We start from the raw sequence: 21,407 nt of genomic DNA on the forward strand, positions 1-21,407 counted from the left end.
AGCGGGGGGCCTTTACTCAGGACTGTGCGGAGTGGATCACTGGTTGGCTCAGGAGGCTACCAGGGACCCAGTGACGGTGATGGTGTACTCCACCACGATGGACTCGATGGCCTCGCCGCCGTTGGTAGGAGTGAAGGCGGTGGTGGCCTCAACGGTGATATAGCCGCGGTTTAGGTCGGCCTGCTTCACGGTGTATTCAGTTCCGCTGGTGTAGGAGGCGCCGTTGAGCTTCAGGGTAGTGGAGACAGTATAGCCAGTCACGGTGGGCTCAGTAGCGGTGATCTTGATGTTCTTGGCGTCAGTAGCCACTGCGATAGAACCAGTGGTCTTGCCGCCGAAGTCCTTGATGTCCACAGAGGCTACGGGGTTGGTGTCGCCGCCAGTAATGGACAGGGTAGCGGCCTTGGCGTCCACGGTGGAACCGCCGCCGGTGGCATTCTCGCTGGCAGTCACGGACACCAGGATGACCGCGCCGTCGTCCAGATAGACGTCAGCAGTGACAGAGCCCTTCTCGATGGCGCTCTTCAGCTTGGAAACGCTGGTGATGTCGCCGGTGACCAGGGCGGTGTTCTTCTGGGCCTTGGTGCGGCTGTCGATGATCACCACGTCGGCGGAGAAGTCCACATCGTCAAAGTTGATGGTGCCGGTCTTGGTGCCGGACAGCTGATCGTTGTACACGCCGGTCAGGGTGGCGCCCGTCACCAGACCGGTACCGTCGTCATAGTCCTTGTTGCCGTCGACCTCGGGAACGTAGGCACTATCATTGGTCACGTCAGTCAGCTCATACACGCCGTCATCGTTGATGGTGTAGGTGTAGAAGTGGTTGTCAGTGCCGGCGGTGTCGGCAGTGATGGTCTGCTCACCGGAGCCGTCCAAGAAGTAAGCGGTCAACTCCCACTCGTCGCTGGCGGTCTTGTTGCTGGACTTCTCGTCCACGTACAGGATGTCGGCGTCAGCGGCGGCGGCGTCAAAGCCGGCGTTGGATACCAGCACCACATAAGCGGCGGTGTAGTTGCTGCCCGACTTGGTGGCTACCACGGCGGCAGCGTCAGTGGAGGCCTGGGTGGCGGAGGTGCCGCCGGTGACAGGCTTCACGTCGATGTCGTCGCCGGGCTCCTCGACCTTGATATACTGGGTCTTGTCGTCCAGATAGGCCTTCTTGGTGAAGTCGCTATTGGAAGCAGTGCTGCCTGACAGATTCAGGGAGCTGGCGTCCCGCTTCAGGTCGTCGCCGAGGCCGGTGCCGAGAGCCACATAGTAGCTGGAGTCAGCGATATGGTTATAGACCTCGGCGGTCAGCTTGCCGTTGTTGGACTTGGCGTTGGCAGACTTGCCGCCGTCCTTGTCAGTGAAGGTGAACAGGCCGGTGGTAGTGGTATCCAGAGCATTGGCAGGGCCGAGCTCGCTGGTAACATCACTTGCGGCGGCGTTCAGATTAGCATACTGTTTGTACTTGATGGTGCCGTTCACGGTGGTGCTAAAGGTGCCATCGTTCTGCTTGTAATAGGTGCCACTGGCAGCCTGCATATAGATCTTGCCGTCAGCAGCGGCCACGATCTCACGGCCAGTGGCCATGGACAGGTAGCAGCCCTGCTCCAGCTTGACGTTCTCCACGGTGCCGCCGTCCAGCTTCACGCTCTGGGCATAGTAGGAGGTAGAGCCGTACAGACCCTCGGTATCGCGCACCACGCCGGTGACGTAGTACACGTCCTCCAGCTTGGCGGAGGCGGTGGTCTCATAGCCGATGACATAGCCGTCGGCGTTCACGTAGACGGTGTAGGTGCTGTCGTCAAAATCAAAGTTGGGGTTGGTGCCCTTCACCTTGGTGGTCAGGGGGTAGGAGGAGCCGTCCACAGTAACGGCAGCCTTGGAGCCGCTGTTGTACTTGGAAACAGTGCCCTCCACAGCGGTGGCCACGTGGGAGGCCAGAATGGCGTCGTTCTTGCCCACGGCAACGGCGATCACGGTGCCCTCGGTGTAGGTGCTGGCGGCAAAGCCGTTCAGGACCTTCTCGTCGTCGTCGTTGGCGTCATAGTAGGTGTTGCCGTCCACGTCGGAGAAGACGCCGGCATCCAGGTCCTTCAGGTCGACGGCGTACTTGGCGCCCTGCTTCTCCAGAGAGGTGGACAGGTCGTCATCCACGCTGTCAATCTTGGCCAGGGTATAGCGGATGACGGCGATGGTCTCCACCTCGTCGCTGTCATTCTCAAAGACCTCGACCACGTCACCGGCCTTAAAGAAGTCGGAGCCGGGGGCAGTGGCCTTCACGCCGTTCACATACACCTCCACGTCCTCGGAGATGTCGCTGGCCTTGTAGTCAAAGTAGTCGTCGTCGGTAACCATGACTTCGGCGTAGTCCAGCTCTTTGTTGATGACCATGCTGTCGTCGGCGGACTTGGCATAGGTGCCGACCTCATCACCGTCATAGACCCACTGGGTGGCAGGACGGCCAAAATCGTCAGTCTGGCTGTCCTTCTTCTCCAGGTCGCCGTCATACAGGTCCTCACCCAGCTGGATGATGTACTTGCCGTTGTTGGTGGAGCGCTCGTTGTCCAGCTTGCCATACTTGCTGTTGGTGCTGGTGCGGTCCTCATAGGTGGCCTTGCCGGTGGTGATTTCATAGCCGTCGCCCTTGATGGTGGTGCCGCCGTTGCCGGTGTACTGGACCATGTTGGCTTCCAGGGCATTCAGCACCAGCTGGGCCACGTCGTTCCGGGTCAGAGCGGCGGTAGCGGCGGTGTCCACGTCGTCAAACAGGCCAATCTGGCTGCCCTTCAGTGTGGTCTCCACCAGCCAGTCCTGACCGAAGTCGGACTGATACTGGAAGTAGCCCAGGGCCTTCATCAGCATCAGAGCGGCCTGGCCGGTAGTGACGGAGTCGTTGCCGCCGAAGGTCTTGGCGTCGTAGCCGGCGATGATGCCGTTGGTGTAACAGGCAGCCACATAGGGCTCGGCCCAGGAGGGCACGTCGCTGAAGGGCGCAGTGCCCTTGTAGCTGGACACGGTGTAGTCCAGCAGGTTGGACATGACCACGGCCATCTCATTACGGGTGACGTTGGCGTCGGGGTTGAAGTTGCCGTTCTCGTCGCCGGTCATAACACCAACGGCCTGGAGAACTTCGATGGCTTCCTGATTCTGCTCGGAAGACACATCGACGTAGCTCGCGCCGGTGCCGACTACCATCAGGCCCATGACCATGACGGAAGCCAGAGCCAGGCTAAGAGCCCGTTTCAGGTTTCTCATTCGGGATTCCTCCTTAAATTTTTTCGGGGACTTTTCTGACAAAATCCCCATTTTTTCGAGGCTTTGAGGACTTTTTATGGCATCAGCCCTGTATAACGCCCCTTGCAAAGCAAAAAAGGTAAGGAAAACCTGCTAAGAGCAAATAAAAAAGGGGGCTTTTTCAAAGAAAAAGTGCCCTTGGTAGACATCTGGTAGACACCCAGAAAATGGAAAAGCGGGAAAGCCACGTTTCCCAGCACTTTCCCGCTTTTTTTGGTAGACATTTGGTAGACATGGTCAAGCAAAAAAACGGAGAAATTTCCGGGGAAAGGGAATTGACAAATCCGACAGAATAGAGTATGATTGTGAACAATCATCATAAACGCGATGAACGGGACAGTAGGCTTGTCTGGATGCGAAGAGAGGGCGCGGTCGGTGTAAGCGCTCGTGAAGGACCTCCCCCGAAGCTCGCCCGTGAGCAGTCCTTCTGAACTGGCAGCGTGCCATAGTAGGTTGGAACGGTTCTCCCACCGTTATTGGGGAAATGAGCGCATAACCAGCCAAAGGTTATGAATTTAGGTGGTACCACGGAGCATCCGGCTTCGTCCTATCTGTATGGATAGGACGAAGCCGCTTTTGTTTTTTTGATCCAAAGCACACCAATGGAGGTGAAGTTCCATGAATGGAGCGCACGCGTTGATTGAAAGCCTGCTGCGCGAGCAGGTAGACCATATTTTTGGCTACGCCGGAGCCACCATCTGCCCGGCGGTAGACGCCCTAAAGGAACATCCGGAGATCGGCTATACCCTGGTGCGGACGGAGCAGAACGCCGGCCATATGGCCTCCGGCTATGCCAGGGTCAGCGGCAAGGTAGGAGTATGCATGGTCACCTCCGGTCCCGGGGCCACCAACCTGATTACTGGTATCGCTACAGCCTACATGGATTCTATCCCCATGGTGGCCATCACCGGACAGGTGCCCAGCCATCTGCTGGGCCGAGATATCTTCCAGGAGGTGGATATCACCGGTGCCGTGGCGCCCTTCTCCAAGCACAGCTATCTGGTGAAAAACGCCAACGACATTCCCCGGGTGGTCCGAGAGGCCTTCCATATCGCCTCCACTGGTCGTCCGGGCCCGGTCCTCATTGATATTCCTATCGATGTCCAGGAGCAGACGTTAAAGAAGTTTGACTGGCCTGAGGAGGTCAATATCCGGGGGTACAAGCCCAGCGTCAAAGGAAATGACCTCCAAATTAAGCGTGTAGTGGAAACCATCGCCAAGGCCCGCCAGCCTCTGATTTGCGCTGGCGGCGGTGTGTGGCTGGCCGACGCACAGGAGGAGCTGCTGGAGCTGGCGGAGACCGCCAATATCCCGGTTGTCAAGACCATGATGGGCATTGGCCTGATGCCCACGGACCACCCACTCAACCTGGGCATGATCGGAGCCCACGGCAACCACTGCGCCAACAAAGCCCTGGCAAAGTCCGACCTGCTCATCATGGTGGGCACTCGGGCTGCCGACCGGGCCATCACCTCCCCCGACGAGATACAGCGCAGGATGGCCACCATTCATATCGACGTGGATCCGGCGGAGATCGGGAAAAATATGCAGGCCGCCGTCCCCCTGGTAGGAAACGTGAAGGTCATCCTTCGCCAGATCCTGGATATGGGTGTTTCCAGCACCGATTCTGCCGACTGGCTGGCCATGCTTCGGGACTACCGGAAGGCCGAGTTGAGCCGGGTCTTTCCTAAGCGCCCCGGTTCTGTGTTCCCTGGTACTGCCATCCGTAGGCTGGGGGCCAAGCTGGATGAGGACGCCGTGGTGTGCGTGGATGTAGGCCAGAATCAGATCTTTACCTGTAAGTATTTTCCCCAAAAGCACGGCCGACTGCTGACTAGCGGCGGCTTGGGGACCATGGGCTACGCCCTCCCCGCCGCGATTGGCGTCAAGGTGGCGAAGCCGGGCAGGCAGACCGTCGTTGTCTGTGGAGACGGCTCTTTCCAGATGGCCATGAACGAACTGGCCGCCATACGGTGTGCTGATTTGGATATCAAGATTCTTGTGTTTCAGAACCATACCCTGGGTTTGGTCCACCAGATCCAGAAATCAGTTCCTTATCATGGCCCCTTTGGGGTGGATTTGGACGGTTCCCCGGACTTTGCCGCCATTGCCGCCGCTTACGGGATCCCCAGCATTATGGTCTGCGAGGAGGAAGAACTGGACGAGGCCATCGAGCGCTTTCTGTCCACCAAAGGCGCCTGCCTGATGCTCTGTGAAGTCCACCCCGACGTGGGCACCAACGATTAAAGGAGGGGGACCAGATGAAACAGACAATCTCCGTGCTGGTGGAGAACCAGGCGGGCGCTCTAAACCGTATTACTGGGTTGTTTGCCCGCCGAGCCTTCAACATCGAATCCCTGGCCGTGGGTGTCACCGACGACCCTACCATCTCCCGTATCACAATCATCGTGGATAGCGGCAACAGCGTGGTGGAGCAGGTGGAAAAGCAGCTCAACAAACTCATCGAGGTCATCAAGGTCCGCACTTTGGAGGAGACCAACTTGATTGGCCGGGAGCTGATGATCTTAAAGGTAAACGCCAACAATAAAACCCGGCAGGATATTATGACCATCTGTTCCATCTACGGGGCTAAGGTGGATGATATCTCTCCTACCTCTATGACTCTGGAACTGTCCGACACGCCGGATCGTCTGGATACCTTCCAGGCCATGATGCGGCCCTTCTCCATTTTGGAGGTTGCCCGTACCGGCGTCATCGCCGTGCAGAAGGGCGGAGGGAAAATTTGAGCGCGGAGCTTGGAGCGGAGCGGCGAATACAAACCAGGGCAGGCGAAGTCCGGCCGTTTGTGTCCAGAGCCGCAGCGAGAGCGCCCAGACCGCATGCGCAAAGCGCAGCGTAACATCACACTTCTATCTCACCCAAAGGGGGTCAGCCGTTTTGAAAGTACGCGCCACTCAGGCCATCATGGAGTGTCTGCTGGAGCAGGAGGTGGACACTGTTTTCGGATATCCAGGTGGAACGATCCTGAATCTCTATGATGAGCTGTATAACTATCAGGATAGGATCCACCATATCTTGACCGCCCATGAGCAGGGGGCTGCTCACGCCGCCGACGGCTATGCCCGTTCCACCGGGAAAGTGGGGGTCTGTTTCGCTACCAGCGGCCCTGGCGCCACAAATCTGGTCACCGGGATTGCCACCGCCTATATGGACTCTTCTCCCATTGTGTTCATCACCTGCAATGTGACGGAGCAGACGCTGGGGAAGGACGCCTTTCAGGAGGTGGACATTACCGGCATCGCTATGCCTATTACCAAAGCCACCTATCTGGTCCGGGACGCCCAGACCATCCCGGACGTGATGCGTCAGGCATTTGCCGTGGCGGCCACCGGCCGGCCCGGCCCGGTGCTCATCGATTTCCTGAAAAATGTTACGTTTCCCAGTGTGGAGATCGACTATGAGTTTGTCCCTTGGAGCAGGAACCGCTCCTGCAGCTCCATCCAGTCCCTGGCCACCAGCCACGAGCTGAAGGCTCCGGAGCCCAACAAAGGGGACATTGATACCCTGGTGGAGATGATTGCCCAGTCCAGGCGGCCGCTGCTCATCTGCGGCGGCGGTGTGGTCCGGGGCCGTGCCCACCGGCAGTTCCAGGAGTTTGCCGAGAAGCTGGACGCTCCGGTGGCCATCACTGTTATGGGGGGCGGCGGCTTCCCGGGCGGACATCCGCTGACGACAGGGATGATTGGGATGCACGGCTCTCAGGCATCCAATGTGGCGTGCAATGAGTGTGACCTGCTCATCGCCGTGGGCTGCCGCTTCTCAGACCGGGTGGCGCTCCAGCCGGAGACCTTTGCCAGCCAGGCCAAGGTCGTCCAGATTGACATTGACCGGTCTGAGATTGACAAAAATGTCCTCACGGACCACCACATCATCGGTTCAGCCCGGCGGGTGTTGGAGATGCTCAACGCCAAGCTGCCCCAGTACAGCCATCCGGAATGGAAGGAGCAGGTCCTGCCTCTGCGGGTCCCCTCGGTGGCGGAAACGGGAGATAAGCTTACCCCCAAGCAGGTGCTGGAGACCATCCGGCGTCTGGCGCCCCAGGATACCATCGTGGCCACCGATGTGGGCCAGCATCAGATGTGGTCCATTCAGCACTTCCATTTTGACTATCCTGGGCAGCTGCTGACCAGCGGCGGTTTCGGGACCATGGGGTTCGGCCTGGGAGCGGCCATCGGGGCCAAGCTGGGCAACCCGGACAAGGTGGTGGTCCATACCACCGGAGACGGCTGCTTCCGCATGAACTGCCATGAGCTGGCTACGGTAGAACATTACCACCTGCCTATCATTACAGTAGTGTTCAATAACGGCACCCTGGGTATGGTTCGCCAGTGGCAGAATCTGATCTACCATCAGCGGTACTCGGAGACCACCTTGGACCGAGGCCCGGACTTTGTCAAGTTGGCCGAGGCCTATGGACTGAAGGGCTTCCGGGTAACCAGTATGGCGGAGATGGAGGCGGCCTTCCAGGAAGCGCTGACCGCTGGCCGCGGCTGTGTCATCGACTGCCGCCTGGATATGGATGAGATGGTCCGGCCCATGGTAGCCGGCGGCGCCCATATCACTGACTTCTTACTCAAATAAGGGGGCTAGGGGGATATGAAACGGGAATTTGATCCAGAAAAAAAGCTGTATACCCTGGCCATCCTGGTCCAGGACATCCCCGGCGTATTGAGCCAGGTGGCCCGGTTGTTTGCCCGTAAGGGGTATAACATCGAGTCCATTGTCACCGGCGGAACCGACCGGCCCAACACCGCCCGCCTGGCGATCAGCATTCTGGCGGACGAGCTGATGATAAACCAGATTGCCGACCAGTGCCGTAAGCTTATCCCTGTGCTGGCGGTAAAGATCTTGGACGAGGCCACCTCTATCCAGAGGGAATTTTCTCTCATCAAAGTCCGGGCCACGGACCGCAATTCCAGGGATGAGGTCATTCAAATGGCCAACATCTTCCGGGCCAACATCATCGATGTGGGCCGGGACACCCTGACAGTAGCTATCTTCGGTGACCGGTCCAAGACCAGGGCACTCACAGACCTGCTGGCCGACTTCGGCATTCTGGAGATCGCAAAGACGGGTACTCTCGCCATCGAAAGAGGGCGTAGCACTATATATGATGACAACAAACTGAAGGAGGAATACAACTATGGCAAAAATGTACTATGAGAAGGACTGTGATCTGAGCTATCTGGACGGGAAAAAGATTGCCATTATCGGATACGGTTCCCAGGGCCACGCCCACGCCATGAATCTGAAGGACTCCGGCTGTGATGTCTGCGTCGGCCTGCGCCAGGGCTCCAAGAACTGGGCCAACGCTGAGAAGGCCGGCCTGCAGGTCAAGACAGTGGAGGAGGCCGCCCAGTGGGGCGATATCGTCATGATCCTGATCAATGACGAGGTCCAGGCCGAGGTCTATAAAAAGTCCATCGCCCCCAACCTGTCCTCCGGCAATATGCTGATGTTTGCCCACGGCTTCAATATCCGCTATCAGCAGATCGTTCCCCCCGCCGACGTAGACGTGGTTATGATCGCCCCCAAGGGCCCCGGTCACACCGTCCGCTCCACCTATGTCAACGGCAAGGGCGTGCCCTGCCTGATCGCCGTAGAGCAGAACGCCACCGGCGACGCCTATAAGCTGGGGCTGGCCTATGCCGCCGGCATCGGCGGCGCCCGGGGCGGCGTGATGGAAACCACCTTCCACGATGAGACTGAGACCGACCTGTTCGGTGAGCAGGCCATTCTGTGCGGCGGCGTGGTGGAGCTGATGAAGCTGGGCTTTGAAACTCTTGTCGAGGCCGGCTACGAGCCCGAGAACGCCTATTTTGAGTGCATCCACGAGATGAAGCTTATCATCGACCTGATCAACAAGGGCGGCGTGGCGGCCATGAACTACTCTATCTCCGACACCGCAGAGTATGGCGAGTATGTGTCCGGTCCCCGTGTCCTGCCCTATGAGGAGACCAAGAAGAACATGAAGGCAGTTCTGAAGGACATCCAGGACGGCACCTTTGCCGGTAAGTGGATCGCCGAGAACAAGAACGGCCGCACCTTCTTCAACTCCATGCGGGCCAATCTGGCCAAGCACCAGATGGAAACCGTGGGTGCCGAGCTGCGGAAGAATATGATCTGGGGCGGGGACACCGATTTGGATACTGCTTCCAACTAAATACTGCTCCGCATCAAAATTCAGGCCCCCCGGCATAAGCCGGGGGGCCTGCTTAGTTAAGACATGAGCTCAAGGAGCTTTTTGACCACCAAAATACCGTCCAAGATCCCCACTGCGAGCAGTACCGGCACGATCCAGCCTTTCGGCCGATCTACGATCAAAGCGCCGAAACATTCAATCAAAAGTGATGTGTAGAATATGAGGCTTACTGCCTTCATACTGAAAAAAATCCCGGCTGCTATCATGATTACGAGAACAGTGACGCGGTAGCGGTAACGGTACTTTTTACGGTCCATATCCGAGCCCTCCTGACATCAGCAGTCGTATCCGCCTTAAATGGGTTCCATGGCGTAAGCTGGGGGTTCCCTCTATTTTTTTAGGGCTGGTGATAACTCCCGAAGCAGAGCGACGAAGGATAAAATGATAAGGGGGAGATAAACCAGGGCCCGAACATAATGCTTCTTTTTTATTGTACAGATACACCCAATGCCCCCATAAAGAAAGATGCCAAAACAATAAATACAGATAGCATACGTAATACCTGCAAATAAGAGGGCGATCAGGGAGGAACACAAGGCTAGTATCAAAATATATTTATCTATGTTCCGATCAGATCCCATTTTTACCAGTCCTCCAATGGTGCGCTGGTATTTTGGTGCGGCCTATCATCAGCGGCCGTATCCATCTTGAACTGCTCCCCTGGCAACACCGGAGGTTCTAGTTTTTCAATTACTCGGATAAGAGTCCAACAAATTCCCGGACGGTGAACACGCTGCCCAAAACCACCATGACGAGCAGCATCAGGGCGAGTCAGCGATTCCGCCGAAATTTGATCAAACAGACGATGCCTTCTATCAAGATTGAGAGGGAGAATACAAAACTTCCCACCTCCGGGCCGTAAAGAAATGCGGCTGCTGTCATGACCGCCAAGCCAGCGATCTCATATTTCATAGAATCCATCCCCAGTCACTCCCTTACTGCCGGCAGCGGTCGTATCAGTCTTGAAGTGGGTCCCCCGGTTTTGGTGGGGAATCAGCATTTAGCCCATCGAGCTGCTCCTTCCGCCGCCTCCGTGGGTACAGGATATCAGGAAGATATTACTGTCTTTATTTTAACGAGATTTATGCAATTTGTAAATAATTGCCATGTAAATGAGATATATTTATTAAAAATAACCAAATCAAGGTGCCGCCTTTTGCTGACTGGAACAGAAGCAGCCCTCCCGGCTTGCCGGGAGGGCTGTGCCTTTCTCACCAGAGAGCGTCTACCTGGGTGCCGGTATAGTACCAGGTCAGGATGTCTGTAAAATTTTTCCCCTCTTTGGCCATGGCGTTGGCTCCATACTGGCTCATACCTACCCCGTGGCCGTAGCCAGTAACGTCGAAGGTAAAATTTTCCCCGTCCCAGGTCACGGTAAAGGCGGCGGACCGGAGGGACAGCATGGACCGGACCTGGCCGCCGGTGAGGGTAAGGCCGCCAAAGGGGATGGAGGTGACGGTGCCGCCCTCATCCCGGACGGCCTGACCAAACCAACTGGAGGGCTCCCCGGACAGATCCGCTCCGGGGTAGGCGGCCAAAGCCGCCTCTTGGACCTGCTGAGAGGGGAGAACGACCTGGCTGTGGTAGTTGGGGACCTCATCCCCCTCTGGGCTGTCCACGCTTTTCAGATAGTCCACGCTGTTGCCCCACACCGCCACAGCGTCCACGGTCCGGCCGGCGGCGGAGGAGAAGAACAGTGCCTGAATGGGCTGCCCCTCATAGAGAATACCCAGCCCGTCGGTCCCCTCCACCGCCTGGGAAATCTTTTCCTCATACTCCTGGGCGTTTAGTCCCCAGCGGGCCAGGGCCGCCTCCCGCTCGATATAGGCCTGACAGCAGGTGCTGTCTTCACAGATATCCGCTCCCGGGTGCTTGTCAGAGCCGGAGTTCTGCCTGACTACCGTATAGGTTCGCGCGGCGCAGGCTTGGGCTTTCAGGGCCTCTAGTTCAAAGGAGGCCGGCATTTCAGCCGCCACTACCCCCCACAGGTAGTCAGCCATAGACAGCTCCCGGATCGTTCCGTCGTCCATCTGCAGCCGTACAGCTCTCCCGCGGTCCCGGGAGGCGGCCTGTACTCCACCGGAGGCTGCGTCCCCGGACGGAGGAAGTGATTCAACCACCTCGGATCCTTGATATAAGGGATCTCCCCGGATTAGAATTCCGGGCAGACAGAACAGTACGCCCACGCTCAAGAGAGCGGCCGCCACCACCTGCCGCAGAGACCGCCCCAGCCATATTTTTGCCCGTGCCCGCTGTATCCTCATCCCGCGCCCCTCCTTGTCCTTTGGGACAACTTATGGGACGGCGGGCTTTTTTATGCCTGTTACCGTTACAGGTCCAAAGACTCGATGGCCTCCTTCATCTGGCGGGCGGAGTCCTCCAGCGCCTGACGCTCCTCCCCGTTCAGCGGGATTTCCAGCACTTCCTCCAGGCCATTCCGCCCCACGACAGAAGGGATGCTGAGGGCCAGGCCCTCCAAGCCGTACTGTCCCTCCAGCACCACGGACACCGGGAGAACAGAGTGTTCGTCCCGCACCAGGCACTGGGCGATGCGGCCTACTGCCATGGCGATGCCGTAGTAGGTAGCCCCTTTTCGTCGGATGATCTCATAGGCGCTGTCCCGCACCCGTCGGTACAACTGGTCCAGGTGGCAGTTGTCCACTCCGCCCCGAAGCTGACAAAACTGGTCCAGATCGATGCCCGACACATTGGCCCCGCTCCAAACCGCCAGCTCGCTGTCCCCGTGTTCCCCAATGATAAAGGCGTGAATATTTCGGCTGTCCACCGCCAGCTCCTCGCCCAGCAGCTGCTTCAGCCGTGCGGTGTCCAGCACGGTACCCGAGCCGATGACCCGGCCTCTGGGACAGCCGGACAGCTTCCAGGCCGCATAGGTCAGTACATCTACCGGATTGGAAACGATCAGCAGGATACCCTGAAAGCCGCGGGCGTTAATTTCAGTGAGAATACTTTTGAGGATGGCGGTATTTTTGCCGATCAGGTCCAGCCGGGTCTCACCGGGCTTCTGGTTTGCCCCGGCGGTGATAACGACAAGAAAACAGTCAGCCAGATCGTCATAGTCCCCGGCCGATATTTCCATGGCGGAACCGTAAGGCAGGCCGTCACTCAGGTCCATGGCCTCGCCCTCCGCCTTGGCCCGGTTCACATCTACCAGCACCAGCTTGGAAAACAGGCCCTGCTGCAAAAATCGGAAGGCGATGGAGGCACCCACCGCACCGCAGCCAATGATGGCCGCCTTTCTGGGATCTGTAGTCATGATTGTTCTCCTTTCTCAGGCCTAAAAGCCCCCTGGCTTTTAGTTGTGCCTGATTTTTCGAGCCGCTATTCCTGAAGATTCGGTGTTCACTTTCAATTAGAGGATGGGAAGGGTTATGAGTTCCTGATTTTTTTGACTGTCTCTTGATCTAGGCTGCGCTTTCTCCTCACGTTGTCTTATGATGGTAGAAAACGAAGGAGGAAAGCAAATTGATCTATGGCTATATTCGTGTGTCCAGCACGGACCAGAACGAGGACCGGCAGCGGTTGGCCCTGCTGGCTGCCGGGGTACCATCAGACAGTCAATATATGGATAAGCTGTCCGGCAAAAACTTTGAGCGGCCAGCTTATAAGCGGATGCTCAGACGGTTACGGGCAGGGGACCTGCTGTATATCCTAAGCATCGACCGCCTGGGCCGCAATTACTCCGAAGTGCTGGAGCAGTGGCGGGTGCTGACCAAAGAAAAGGGAGTGGACATTGTGGTGCTGGATATGCCTCTTCTGGACACCCGGCGGGGCAAAGACCTGATGGGTACCTTTATCGCCGACCTGGTTCTTCAGATTCTGTCCTTTGTCGCGCAGAACGAGCGGGAAAATATCCGCAAGAGACAGGCCGAGGGCATTGCCGCCGCCAAGGCCAGAGGAGTGCGGTTTGGCCGGCCGTCCCAGGCTTTGCCGGATAATTTCTACCTGATCCATAAGGCATGGCGAGAAAAGAGCTTGACCCTCCCCCAAGCAGCCCGTGCCTGTGAAATGCCCATCGGTACCTTTTATGCCAAGGCCAGGAAGCTGGAGGAGCTTTCCTCCATGATCCGAAGTTCCAAGAGGTTGTCATCAGAACGAGGATAGAAAAAACCGGGCGGTACATGAAAAAATCATGTACCGCCCGGCCTCACCACTGTTTTGGCGAAATCGGCCCGGTTTGCCGGGGGCCCTGAGGGTGATTTCAATGCTTGGGTGGGAATAAACGCAATTTTCCGCTTCGCTGCGAATTTACGGCGCACAGCGCCGCCCCATCAAAGATGGGGGCCCAGGAAGGCAGACGAAAATGCCCGTTTACTCCTCGTCCAGCTTGAGGACTGCCATAAATGCCTCAGTGGGCAGTTGGACGGTGCCCAGAGTACGCATTTTCTTTTTGCCTTCCTTCTGCTTCTCCAGCAGCTTTTTCTTTCGGGTGATGTCACCGCCGTAGCACTTGGCCAGCACATCCTTCCGCATGGCCTTCACCGTCTCCCTGGCGATGATCTTGCCGCCGATGGCCGCCTGAACGGGCACCTCAAAGAGCTGGCGTGGGATGTTCTCCTTTAGCTTCTCGCAGATGCGCCTGGCCCGGCCATAGGCCTTCTCCCGGTGGACAATAAAGGACAGGGCGTCCACCTGGTCCCCATTGAGGAGCAGATCCACCTTCACCAAATCACTCTTCTCATAGCCCTCTAGCTCATAGTCCAGGGAGGCGTACCCCTTGGTGCGTGCCTTTAGCGCATCGAAGAAATCATAGATGATCTCCCCGATAGGCATGGAGTAGTGCAGTTCCACCAGATTGGTGTCCAGATACTGCATGTCCTTAAAAACACCTCTACGGTCCTGGCACATAGGCATAATATTACCCACATAGTCCGGGGGCGAGATGATGGATACCTTGGCGTAGGGCTCCCGCGCCTCACTGATGGAGCCGGGGTCGGGGTAGTTGTGGGGGTTGTCCACACGGACCACTGTGCCGTCGGTCTTTGTTACCTCATAGATAACGGAGGGCAGGGTGGTTACCAGGTCCAGATCGAACTCCCGCTCCAGCCGCTCCTGTATGATCTCCATGTGGAGCATCCCCAAAAATCCACAGCGGAAGCCGAAGCCCAGGGCAATAGAGGACTCCGGTTCAAAGGACAGGGAGGCGTCGTTGAGCTGGAGCTTTTCCAGGGCGTCCCGCAGGTCGGGGTATTTGGAGCCGTCCTCGGTATATATGCCGCAGTAGACCATAGGCTGGGCGGGCCGGTAGCCGGGCAGAGGGGCCGCCGCCGGGACCTCCGCCCCTGTGATGGTATCGCCGACGCGGGTATCCTTTACATTTTTAATGGAGGCGGTGAACCAGCCCACCTCGCCGGCGGTCAGCTCTGGGCAGGAATCCATGCCTAGTGGGCGCAGATAACCGCAGTCCAGCACCTGATAGGAGGCTCCGGAGGCCATCATCCTGACCTGCATCCCCTTTTTCAGTGTTCCCTCCATTACCCGGAAATAGACCACCACTCCCACATAGGGGTCATATTGGCTGTCGAAGATCAGGGCCTTCAGCGGGGCTGAGGGATTTCCTTGAGGAGCGGGAATATTTTGAACAATGTCCTCCAACACGGCGGAAATATTGATTCCCTGCTTGGCGGAGATCTCTGGAGCGTCCTCGGCGGGGAGAGCCAGGATGTTCTCGATCTCCTCCTTTACCCGCTTAGGGTCGGCGGCGGGCAGGTCGATCTTGTTGATTACAGGCAGGATCTCCAGATCATGCTCCATAGCCAGATAAGTATTGGCCAGGGTCTGGGCCTCGATGCCCTGGGAAGCGTCTACAATAAGCACCGCTCCCTCGCAGGCGGCCAGAGAGCGGGACACCTCATAGTTGAAGTCCACATGCCCAGGGGTGTCGATCAGGTTGAGGGCGTAAGTGTTCCCGTCCTCCGCCCGGTAGTCCAGCCGGACAGCCCGGGCCTTGATGGTGATGCCACGCTCCTTTTCCAAGTCCATGTTGTCCAGCAGCTGGGACTCCATCTGCCGCTGCTCTACCGCTCCGCACAGCTCGATGAGCCGGTCAGACAGTGTCGATTTGCCGTGGTCAATGTGGGCTATGATAGAAAAGTTGCGGATTTTAGATTGATCGGTCATAAGCATAAACCTCCGGTAGGAAATCAAACCAAATCAAAGCCAAACGACTGCACATCTGTCAGCGATTTATCGCTTGCGGAGTGGAGCCCCCCTTGTGAGCAGATGGATCTGATATGGAGAGGGCGAGCGGTTGAAGCTTGAGAGGTGGAGGGGAAAATGAGCAAGTGGGAAAAACGCGCCCGCCTCACTTGCTCTTCCGGCCTTCCAACAGCCCATTGACCCGCTCTCCGGTGTTATGGACGATTTGGAGCAGGGATTGATACAGCACCGGGTAATCACGGGCCAAAATATCATTGGACAGCTCAGGCAGGGGGGCCTTCTCTTTGACCTGGGCCGCCAGGGCAGCAGAAAACTCCGACTCGGAGCAGCTCATGTCCGCGTCGGCCAGCCCGCCTTCAAACAGGTGGGGGGGTACGGAAAAAAAGTCCGGGTTGTTGGCTGGATTGGCCTGATACAGCCGGCGGTACATTTTATAGACCGCCCCGGACAGATAGTTGGCGCAGGTGCGGATGGCCTCCCGGCTACCCGTCTTGGCCAACAGGTCGAACAGTACGCCGATGGAGTTGACCAGCAGCTTTTTAGACAGGAGGGCCAGGACGCCCCCGCGCAGAGAGTTGTCCTTCTCGTCGCTCAGGTCGTACAGCTCCTCGGGGGCAATGGTGGTGCCGTCCCGGCTAAGGGTGCGCCCCAGGAGAAAATCAGCGGACACGCCGTAATAGTCACAGGCCCGGACCACAAAGGGCAGGCCAGGCTCCCGAATACCGTTTTCATAGTGACTGAGCAGGGCCTGGGAGATGCCCAGGGCTGTGGCGGCGGTGCGCTGGCTCACCCCTTTCTCCTGCCGCAGCAGGGAGAGGGTGCGGGAAAATTCTTCATTCATATCTCTCACCTCAACGCGCTCCAGGGGAGCGACAATACACTTGGTATAGTATACCTGAAACCTATACTTGTCGTAAAGAGCAAAACTGAAAAATTTTGTTCCCGCCGAACAAAGATTTTTCACAGGATACACGGGAAAAACAGGCGAAAGCCCCTTGCATTTCGGGTCCGAAAATGCTACCATAGGGACCAGGAATTGGCGCTTTTCCGCGCCTGATTTTTGATTTGGAGGAAGTCGTTATGTTTAGAAAGCTCATTGAGATCCTGAAGGCCCATCCTCGCAAGATTGTATTCACTGAGGGGACCGATCCCCGTATCCTGGAGGCATCTGCCCGTCTGCTCTCCGGGACCTTCCTGACCCCCATTCTCATCGGCAACGAGGCTGAGATTCTGGCTGCCGCCGAGGACGCCGGCTTCAATATCCGGGGTGCCATCATCGTAGACCCTGAGAACTATGAGAACATGGAGGCCATGGTGGCCCGCATGGTGGAGCTGCGCAAGGGCAAGATGACCGCCGATGAGTGCCGCGCTATGTTGAAGAAGGGCAACTACTTTGGCACTATGCTGGTGGCTATGGGGGAGGCCGACGCCCTGCTGGGTGGCGCTACCTACTCCACTGCCGACACCGTCCGTCCCGCCCTGCAGCTGGTCAAGACCAAGCCCGGCAATTCCATCGTGTCCTCCTGCTTCATCCTGGTCCGTCCTTCCGCCACCGGCGAAAACGATGTGCTTGCCATGGCTGATTGCGCCATCAACATCAAGCCCACTGAGGACGAGCTGGTGGAGATTGCCTCTGAAACTGTGGACTGCGCCAAGATCTTTGGCATCGACCCCAAGGTGGCCTTCCTGTCCTACTCCACCTTTGGCTCCGGCAAGGGCGAGGATGTAGACAAGATGCGCAACGCCGCCGAGAAGGCCAAGCTGGCTATGCCCAACGTGCCTATCGAGGGCGAGCTGCAGTTTGATGCTGCCGTGTCCCCCCGTGTGGCCCAGACCAAATGCAAGGGCTCCAAAGTGGCCGGCTATGCCAACACCTTTATTTTCCCCGACATCAATGCCGGCAACATCGGCTATAAGATCGCCCAGCGCCTGGGCTCCTTTGAGGCATACGGCCCCATTCTGCTGGGCCTGAACGCCCCCATCAACGACCTGTCCCGCGGCTGTAACGCCCAGGAGGTCTACTCCATGGCAATTATTACCGCGGCCCTGGCCTGATTTAATCAAAGCGGAAGGAACGCTCTTCGGAGCGTTCCTTTATTGTTTGCTATGGAGTGACCTGCCACCCCACAGGCGGGGCGCGCTGTGAGCCGCAAAGCGGAGCTATCCGCCCTACAAGTCGTAGCGAAAGCGGCCCAGCATCGAAGAGACCAAGACATGACAACACTGCCGTTGAAAGGTGAGCACCCAGATAGGCGCTCCCCACGTTTGTATTGATGCAATTTCCTTCCCCACACTACTCCAGGTCGTCGTTTTCCCGGTCCTCTGTCTGGTCATAGTAGTCCCGGTTTCGGATCTCATCCTTCAACCCACAGTAGCAGAACATCATGACGATGGCTAAAAAGAGCTGACCGCACAGCACAATAGCTGTATCAGTAAAAGTGCCTGCTACCAGGCTTATGGGGATGGGCAGAACCCAGAATACCATAACATAAAACATGGGGATCACGCCCAATACCGGCCAGAAAGACACGCCGCGGTAGACCCGCCCCCGGCCGCTGTCCTCGCCGTAAAGCAGCCGCTCCGGCTCCACCCCCAGTAATTGGGCGATCTGCCCCAGAACGTCCAGACTTGGTTGGGCTATTCCCCGCTCCCAGGCGGATACCGTCTGCCGCGTCACATGAAGGGCCTGGGCAAGCTGTTCCTGGGACATCCCTTTTTCTTTCCTAAGCCGGTGGATATTTTGAGAGATCTGTTTCATAAGTCCCCTCCTGTTCTTGTGTTCTGGGTTCAGTATATCTGAACCGGTTTGCCCTGACAAGCAAATCATATTTGCCCGCCGCTTTCAGCAAGGGAAAAAGCCCGCCGCTCCTGTGATTCTGGTATGGAAATCCAGATACCCATGAAAAAGCTCCTGTATCGGCCATAGGCCAGCACAGGAGCTTTTAATGTTCCAGCTTTTCCAAGACATCCCGGAACCAATCAGGCAGCGGACACTCCAGTTCCAGCGGCTCCCCGGTGGAAGGGTGGACGAACCGGAGCCTGCGGGCGTGCAGGCATTGGCCGGCCAGTCCGGGCCATGGCTTTTTGCTGCCGTACACCGTATCCCCCAGCAGCGGATGGCCGATGGAGGCCAGATGGACCCGAATCTGGTGGGTACGGCCTGTTTCCAGCCGGCACTCCACATGGGTATAGCCAGGATAGCGGGCCAGAACGGACCAGTGGGTCACCGCCTCCCGGCCGTTTTTGCGGTCAACGGCCATCTTTTTCCGGTCCACCGGATGGCGGCCGATGGGAGCGTCCACAGTGCCACAGTCTTCCCGAAAGCCTCCCACCGCCACCGCCTCGTACACCCGGGCCAGGGAGTGATCCTGGAGCTGGGCGGCCAGGGCCAGATGGGCACGGTCGTTTTTAGCGGCGACGATCAGGCCAGAGGTGTCCCGGTCAATGCGGTGGACGATGCCGGGGCGAAGCTCCCCGTTGATTCCGGAGAGAGAGGTCCCACAGTGGTACAGCAGGGCGTTGACCAGGGTCCCGTCTGGGTGTCCGGGTGCCGGATGGACCACCAGCCCCACCGGCTTGTTGACCACAATCACATCGTCATCCTCATAGATCACATCCAAAGGGATGTTCTGGGGGACCAGGTCCACGGGCTGTGGTTCGGGCAGACAGACTGTTAGGCTGTCCCCAAGCCTGGTCTTGTCATTTTTTTTGGCGGCCCGGCCCCGGAGGGTGACCGCCCCCCGCTCCAGCAGCCGCTGGGCGGCGGAGCGGGTCAGGTCGGGGACAGAGCGGGCCAAAAAGGCGTCCAACCGCTCCCCCTCCCGGTCGGCCGTCAGATCAAGCGGGATCATCGTCAGTCTCCCTGCCCGGATGGGGCTCCAATTTATCCGCCAGAAAGAGATAGTAGAGGGCGGCGGCAATGCCCCCCACCACCACACAGATGTCCGCCACATTAAAGACGGCAAAATTCATGAACAGCACGTTGAACATATCCACCACGAAGCCCCTGAAGACCCGGTCGATAAGGTTGCCCACCGCCCCGGCCAGCAGCAGGGTCAGGATGACCTTTCCCAGTGGATGATGAAAAAAATTCTTCCAGATAGCCAGGGCCAGCAGCACGGACATGACCAGGGACACCAGGGCGAGCAGCCAGGTGTGCTCGGAAAAAATAGAAAAGGCCGCCCCAGTATTTTTTACATAGGTCAGTTCCAGCAGATGGGGAATAAAGGGCACATGGGCCCCCAGCTCAATGTTTTGCAGGACCAGATATTTCACCAGCTGATCCAGGGCCACCAGGACAGCCGCAAGGATGGCATAGGGCATGGACTTCTCCTCCAGGCACGTTCTTTTTTTCTATCATAACACATGGACCGGGCGAGAAAAAGCCCCTTTTCCAAAAAGCGGGAGAAAAATCACCCCTCCAGCCAGCGGCGGTACTGGTCCCCGGCCTCCACCCGTCCTAAAGCGGACAGGGAGGCCAGGTCCCAGTGGAAGATCTCACGGGCCAGATCCCTCAACTGCGCCCGGGTGGCGCTGTCATAGAGGGAGATGATCTCCTCGGTCTCCTGCACCCTGCCATACAGGAGGGCGGAGGCCCCCAGGTGGCTCATCCGGGCCTGAATAGACTCAGCGCCCATCAGGAGATTGGCCTTGGCCTGCTCACGGGCCCGGTCAAGCTCCTCCTGGGACGGCCCCTCCTGGAGCAGCCGCTCCACTACGTCCCGGACCGTGTCCAGGGCCTGGCGCTCCTGCTCTTTTCCAACGGCGGTATAGATGCCAAGAAGCCCTGTATCCTGGTGGTCGGCCACATAGGAGTAGACGGTATAGCACAGGCCGCGCTTCTCCCGGACCTCTTGAAACAGGCGCGAGGAGCACCCTCCCCCCAGCAGGGCGTTGAGCAGCTGGAGCTGCCGCCGCCTGGGGTCCAGATAGGTCGGGGAGGGAAAGGCCAGGATCAGGTGGTTTTGCTCAATGGCCTTCTTCCGGGCGGTGACCGCCGGGCGGTAGGCGGCTGGCTTCTGGACAGGAGCGACCCCCGGCTCCAGAGCGGACAGGCAGTCCTTCAGCTTGTCCACTTGGCTGTCCGTAAAGCTGCCCGCCAGGGCGGCAACCAGAACTCCTGGTCGGTAGTGCTCCCGCCGCCACTGGTCTAGCCACGCTCCGGTCATGGGGGCCAGGGTGGATTGGGTGCCTAGGATGGGACGGGCCAGGGGGGATCCCTTGTACACGGCGGCGGCCAGCCGCTCAGATACCAGGTCGTCCGGGGCGTCCTCATACATTCCGATCTCCTCTAGGATGACGCTCCGCTCCATCTCCACATCTTTCTGGGCGAATCTGGAGTGAAAGAGCATGTCGCTCAAAATATCCAGGGCCTGGTCCAGGTGACGGTCAAGGCTCCGGGCGTAGAAGCAGGTGTGCTCCTTGGTGGTATAGGCGTTGACCTGACCGCCAATGGCGTCCATGTCTCGGGCCAGCTGGGCAGCGGACCGGCGGGCTGTCCCTTTGAACAGCATATGCTCAATGAAGTGGGCGGCCCCATTCTCCACAGCCGATTCGTGTCGGGAGCCAGCGCCGACAAAAAAGCCCAAGGCCGCCGACCGCGCGCCGGCCACCCGCTCTAGTAGAATCCGGGCTCCATTAGACAGTGTTAGTTCTTGATACATCTGGACCTCCCGAGAACTGTAATTGATTTTTAAGCAGTATACCATAAAAAGAGGGATTCGTC

At 58.1% G+C, this 21,407-nt stretch carries 18 protein-coding genes and 1 other annotated feature; of the genes, 7 read left to right on the forward strand and 11 right to left on the reverse strand.

Features of this window, described 5'->3' with window-relative positions:
* Positions 1 to 48: 48 nt before the first annotated feature.
* Positions 49 to 3,243 (reverse strand): S-layer homology domain-containing protein, encoded by a 3,195-nt coding sequence (locus WKS99_RS10910; RefSeq protein ID WP_340405935.1) that lies wholly within the window; start codon positions 3,241 to 3,243, stop codon positions 49 to 51.
* A gap of 357 nt (positions 3,244 to 3,600) precedes the next feature.
* Positions 3,601 to 3,835: a binding site (T-box leader), on the forward strand.
* A 65-nt stretch (positions 3,836 to 3,900) separates the two neighbouring features.
* On the opposite strand from WKS99_RS10910, the gene ilvB (WKS99_RS10915) reads away from it, so the two are divergent.
* The 5 genes from ilvB (WKS99_RS10915) to ilvC all read left to right on the forward strand — a co-directional run bounded on the left by ilvB (WKS99_RS10915) (position 3,901) and on the right by ilvC (position 9,466).
* Positions 3,901 to 5,529, forward strand: a complete 1,629-nt coding sequence (gene ilvB, locus WKS99_RS10915; RefSeq protein ID WP_340405936.1) for a biosynthetic-type acetolactate synthase large subunit — start codon at positions 3,901 to 3,903, stop codon at positions 5,527 to 5,529.
* Between the two features lie 14 nt (positions 5,530 to 5,543).
* Positions 5,544 to 6,029, forward strand: a complete 486-nt coding sequence (gene ilvN / locus WKS99_RS10920; RefSeq protein WP_147572328.1) for an acetolactate synthase small subunit — start codon at positions 5,544 to 5,546, stop codon at positions 6,027 to 6,029.
* A gap of 151 nt (positions 6,030 to 6,180) precedes the next feature.
* Positions 6,181 to 7,884, forward strand: a complete 1,704-nt coding sequence (ilvB, locus tag WKS99_RS10925; protein WP_340405937.1) for a biosynthetic-type acetolactate synthase large subunit — start codon at positions 6,181 to 6,183, stop codon at positions 7,882 to 7,884.
* A gap of 15 nt (positions 7,885 to 7,899) precedes the next feature.
* A complete protein-coding gene (ilvN, locus tag WKS99_RS10930) occupies positions 7,900 to 8,466 on the forward strand; it encodes an acetolactate synthase small subunit (RefSeq protein ID WP_147572326.1) in 567 nt (188 codons plus the stop codon).
* Complete coding sequence (gene ilvC, locus WKS99_RS10935) at positions 8,447 to 9,466, forward strand: ketol-acid reductoisomerase (RefSeq protein WP_147572325.1); 1,020 nt, start codon at positions 8,447 to 8,449, stop codon at positions 9,464 to 9,466. Before ilvN (WKS99_RS10930) ends, ilvC begins: the two co-directional genes overlap by 20 nt.
* 56 nt (positions 9,467 to 9,522) lie before the next feature.
* On the opposite strand, the gene WKS99_RS10940 is transcribed toward ilvC, so the two are convergent.
* From WKS99_RS10940 to WKS99_RS10955, 4 genes are all read right to left on the reverse strand, one after another.
* Positions 9,523 to 9,762 carry a hypothetical protein gene (locus tag WKS99_RS10940; RefSeq protein WP_340405938.1) on the reverse strand — a complete coding sequence of 80 codons (240 nt, stop codon included), beginning with the start codon at positions 9,760 to 9,762 and terminating at the stop codon, positions 9,523 to 9,525.
* Positions 9,763 to 10,276: 514 nt separating this feature from the next.
* Positions 10,277 to 10,417: a hypothetical protein gene (locus WKS99_RS10945; RefSeq protein ID WP_340405939.1), complete on the reverse strand. Its 141-nt coding sequence runs from the start codon at positions 10,415 to 10,417 to the stop codon at positions 10,277 to 10,279.
* Between the two features lie 299 nt (positions 10,418 to 10,716).
* Positions 10,717 to 11,769, reverse strand: a complete 1,053-nt coding sequence (spoIID, locus tag WKS99_RS10950; RefSeq protein WP_340405940.1) for a stage II sporulation protein D — start codon at positions 11,767 to 11,769, stop codon at positions 10,717 to 10,719.
* A gap of 65 nt (positions 11,770 to 11,834) precedes the next feature.
* Positions 11,835 to 12,779, reverse strand: coding sequence for an L-lactate dehydrogenase (locus WKS99_RS10955; protein WP_340405941.1), 945 nt, complete (start codon positions 12,777 to 12,779; stop codon positions 11,835 to 11,837).
* Positions 12,780 to 12,988: 209 nt separating this feature from the next.
* On the opposite strand from WKS99_RS10955, the gene WKS99_RS10960 reads away from it, so the two are divergent.
* A complete protein-coding gene (locus WKS99_RS10960) occupies positions 12,989 to 13,627 on the forward strand; it encodes a recombinase family protein (protein ID WP_340405942.1) in 639 nt (212 codons plus the stop codon).
* A gap of 207 nt (positions 13,628 to 13,834) precedes the next feature.
* Here WKS99_RS10960 and lepA read toward each other — a convergent pair whose 3' ends face one another.
* Both lepA and WKS99_RS10970 read right to left on the reverse strand, forming a co-directional pair.
* Positions 13,835 to 15,643 (reverse strand): translation elongation factor 4, encoded by a 1,809-nt coding sequence (lepA, locus tag WKS99_RS10965; protein WP_340405943.1) that lies wholly within the window; start codon positions 15,641 to 15,643, stop codon positions 13,835 to 13,837.
* Positions 15,644 to 15,827: 184 nt separating this feature from the next.
* On the reverse strand, positions 15,828 to 16,523 hold the full coding sequence (locus WKS99_RS10970; protein ID WP_340405944.1) for a helix-turn-helix domain-containing protein: 696 nt from the start codon (positions 16,521 to 16,523) through the stop codon (positions 15,828 to 15,830).
* Positions 16,524 to 16,762: 239 nt separating this feature from the next.
* On the opposite strand from WKS99_RS10970, the gene pta reads away from it, so the two are divergent.
* The gene (pta, locus tag WKS99_RS10975; protein WP_147572317.1) at positions 16,763 to 17,737 is read left to right on the forward strand and encodes a phosphate acetyltransferase; all 975 of its coding nucleotides are present in this window, start codon (positions 16,763 to 16,765) and stop codon (positions 17,735 to 17,737) included.
* A 238-nt stretch (positions 17,738 to 17,975) separates the two neighbouring features.
* Here the strand turns inward: pta and WKS99_RS10980 are convergent, their stop codons facing one another.
* The 4 genes from WKS99_RS10980 to WKS99_RS10995 all read right to left on the reverse strand — a co-directional run bounded on the left by WKS99_RS10980 (position 17,976) and on the right by WKS99_RS10995 (position 21,345).
* Positions 17,976 to 18,440 (reverse strand): helix-turn-helix domain-containing protein, encoded by a 465-nt coding sequence (locus WKS99_RS10980; protein ID WP_340405945.1) that lies wholly within the window; start codon positions 18,438 to 18,440, stop codon positions 17,976 to 17,978.
* Positions 18,441 to 18,624: 184 nt separating this feature from the next.
* Positions 18,625 to 19,533 (reverse strand): RluA family pseudouridine synthase, encoded by a 909-nt coding sequence (locus tag WKS99_RS10985; protein WP_147572315.1) that lies wholly within the window; start codon positions 19,531 to 19,533, stop codon positions 18,625 to 18,627.
* Positions 19,520 to 20,005: a signal peptidase II gene (gene lspA, locus WKS99_RS10990; RefSeq protein ID WP_147572314.1), complete on the reverse strand. Its 486-nt coding sequence runs from the start codon at positions 20,003 to 20,005 to the stop codon at positions 19,520 to 19,522. Before lspA ends, WKS99_RS10985 begins: the two co-directional genes overlap by 14 nt.
* Positions 20,006 to 20,094: 89 nt before the next feature.
* A complete protein-coding gene (locus WKS99_RS10995) occupies positions 20,095 to 21,345 on the reverse strand; it encodes a M16 family metallopeptidase (RefSeq protein WP_147572313.1) in 1,251 nt (416 codons plus the stop codon).
* Between the last annotated feature and the right edge of the window lie 62 nt (positions 21,346 to 21,407).

The sequence above is a fragment of the Flintibacter sp. HCN-6482 genome (assembly GCF_037892565.1).
GTDB lineage: Bacteria > Bacillota > Clostridia > Oscillospirales > Oscillospiraceae > Lawsonibacter > Lawsonibacter aceti.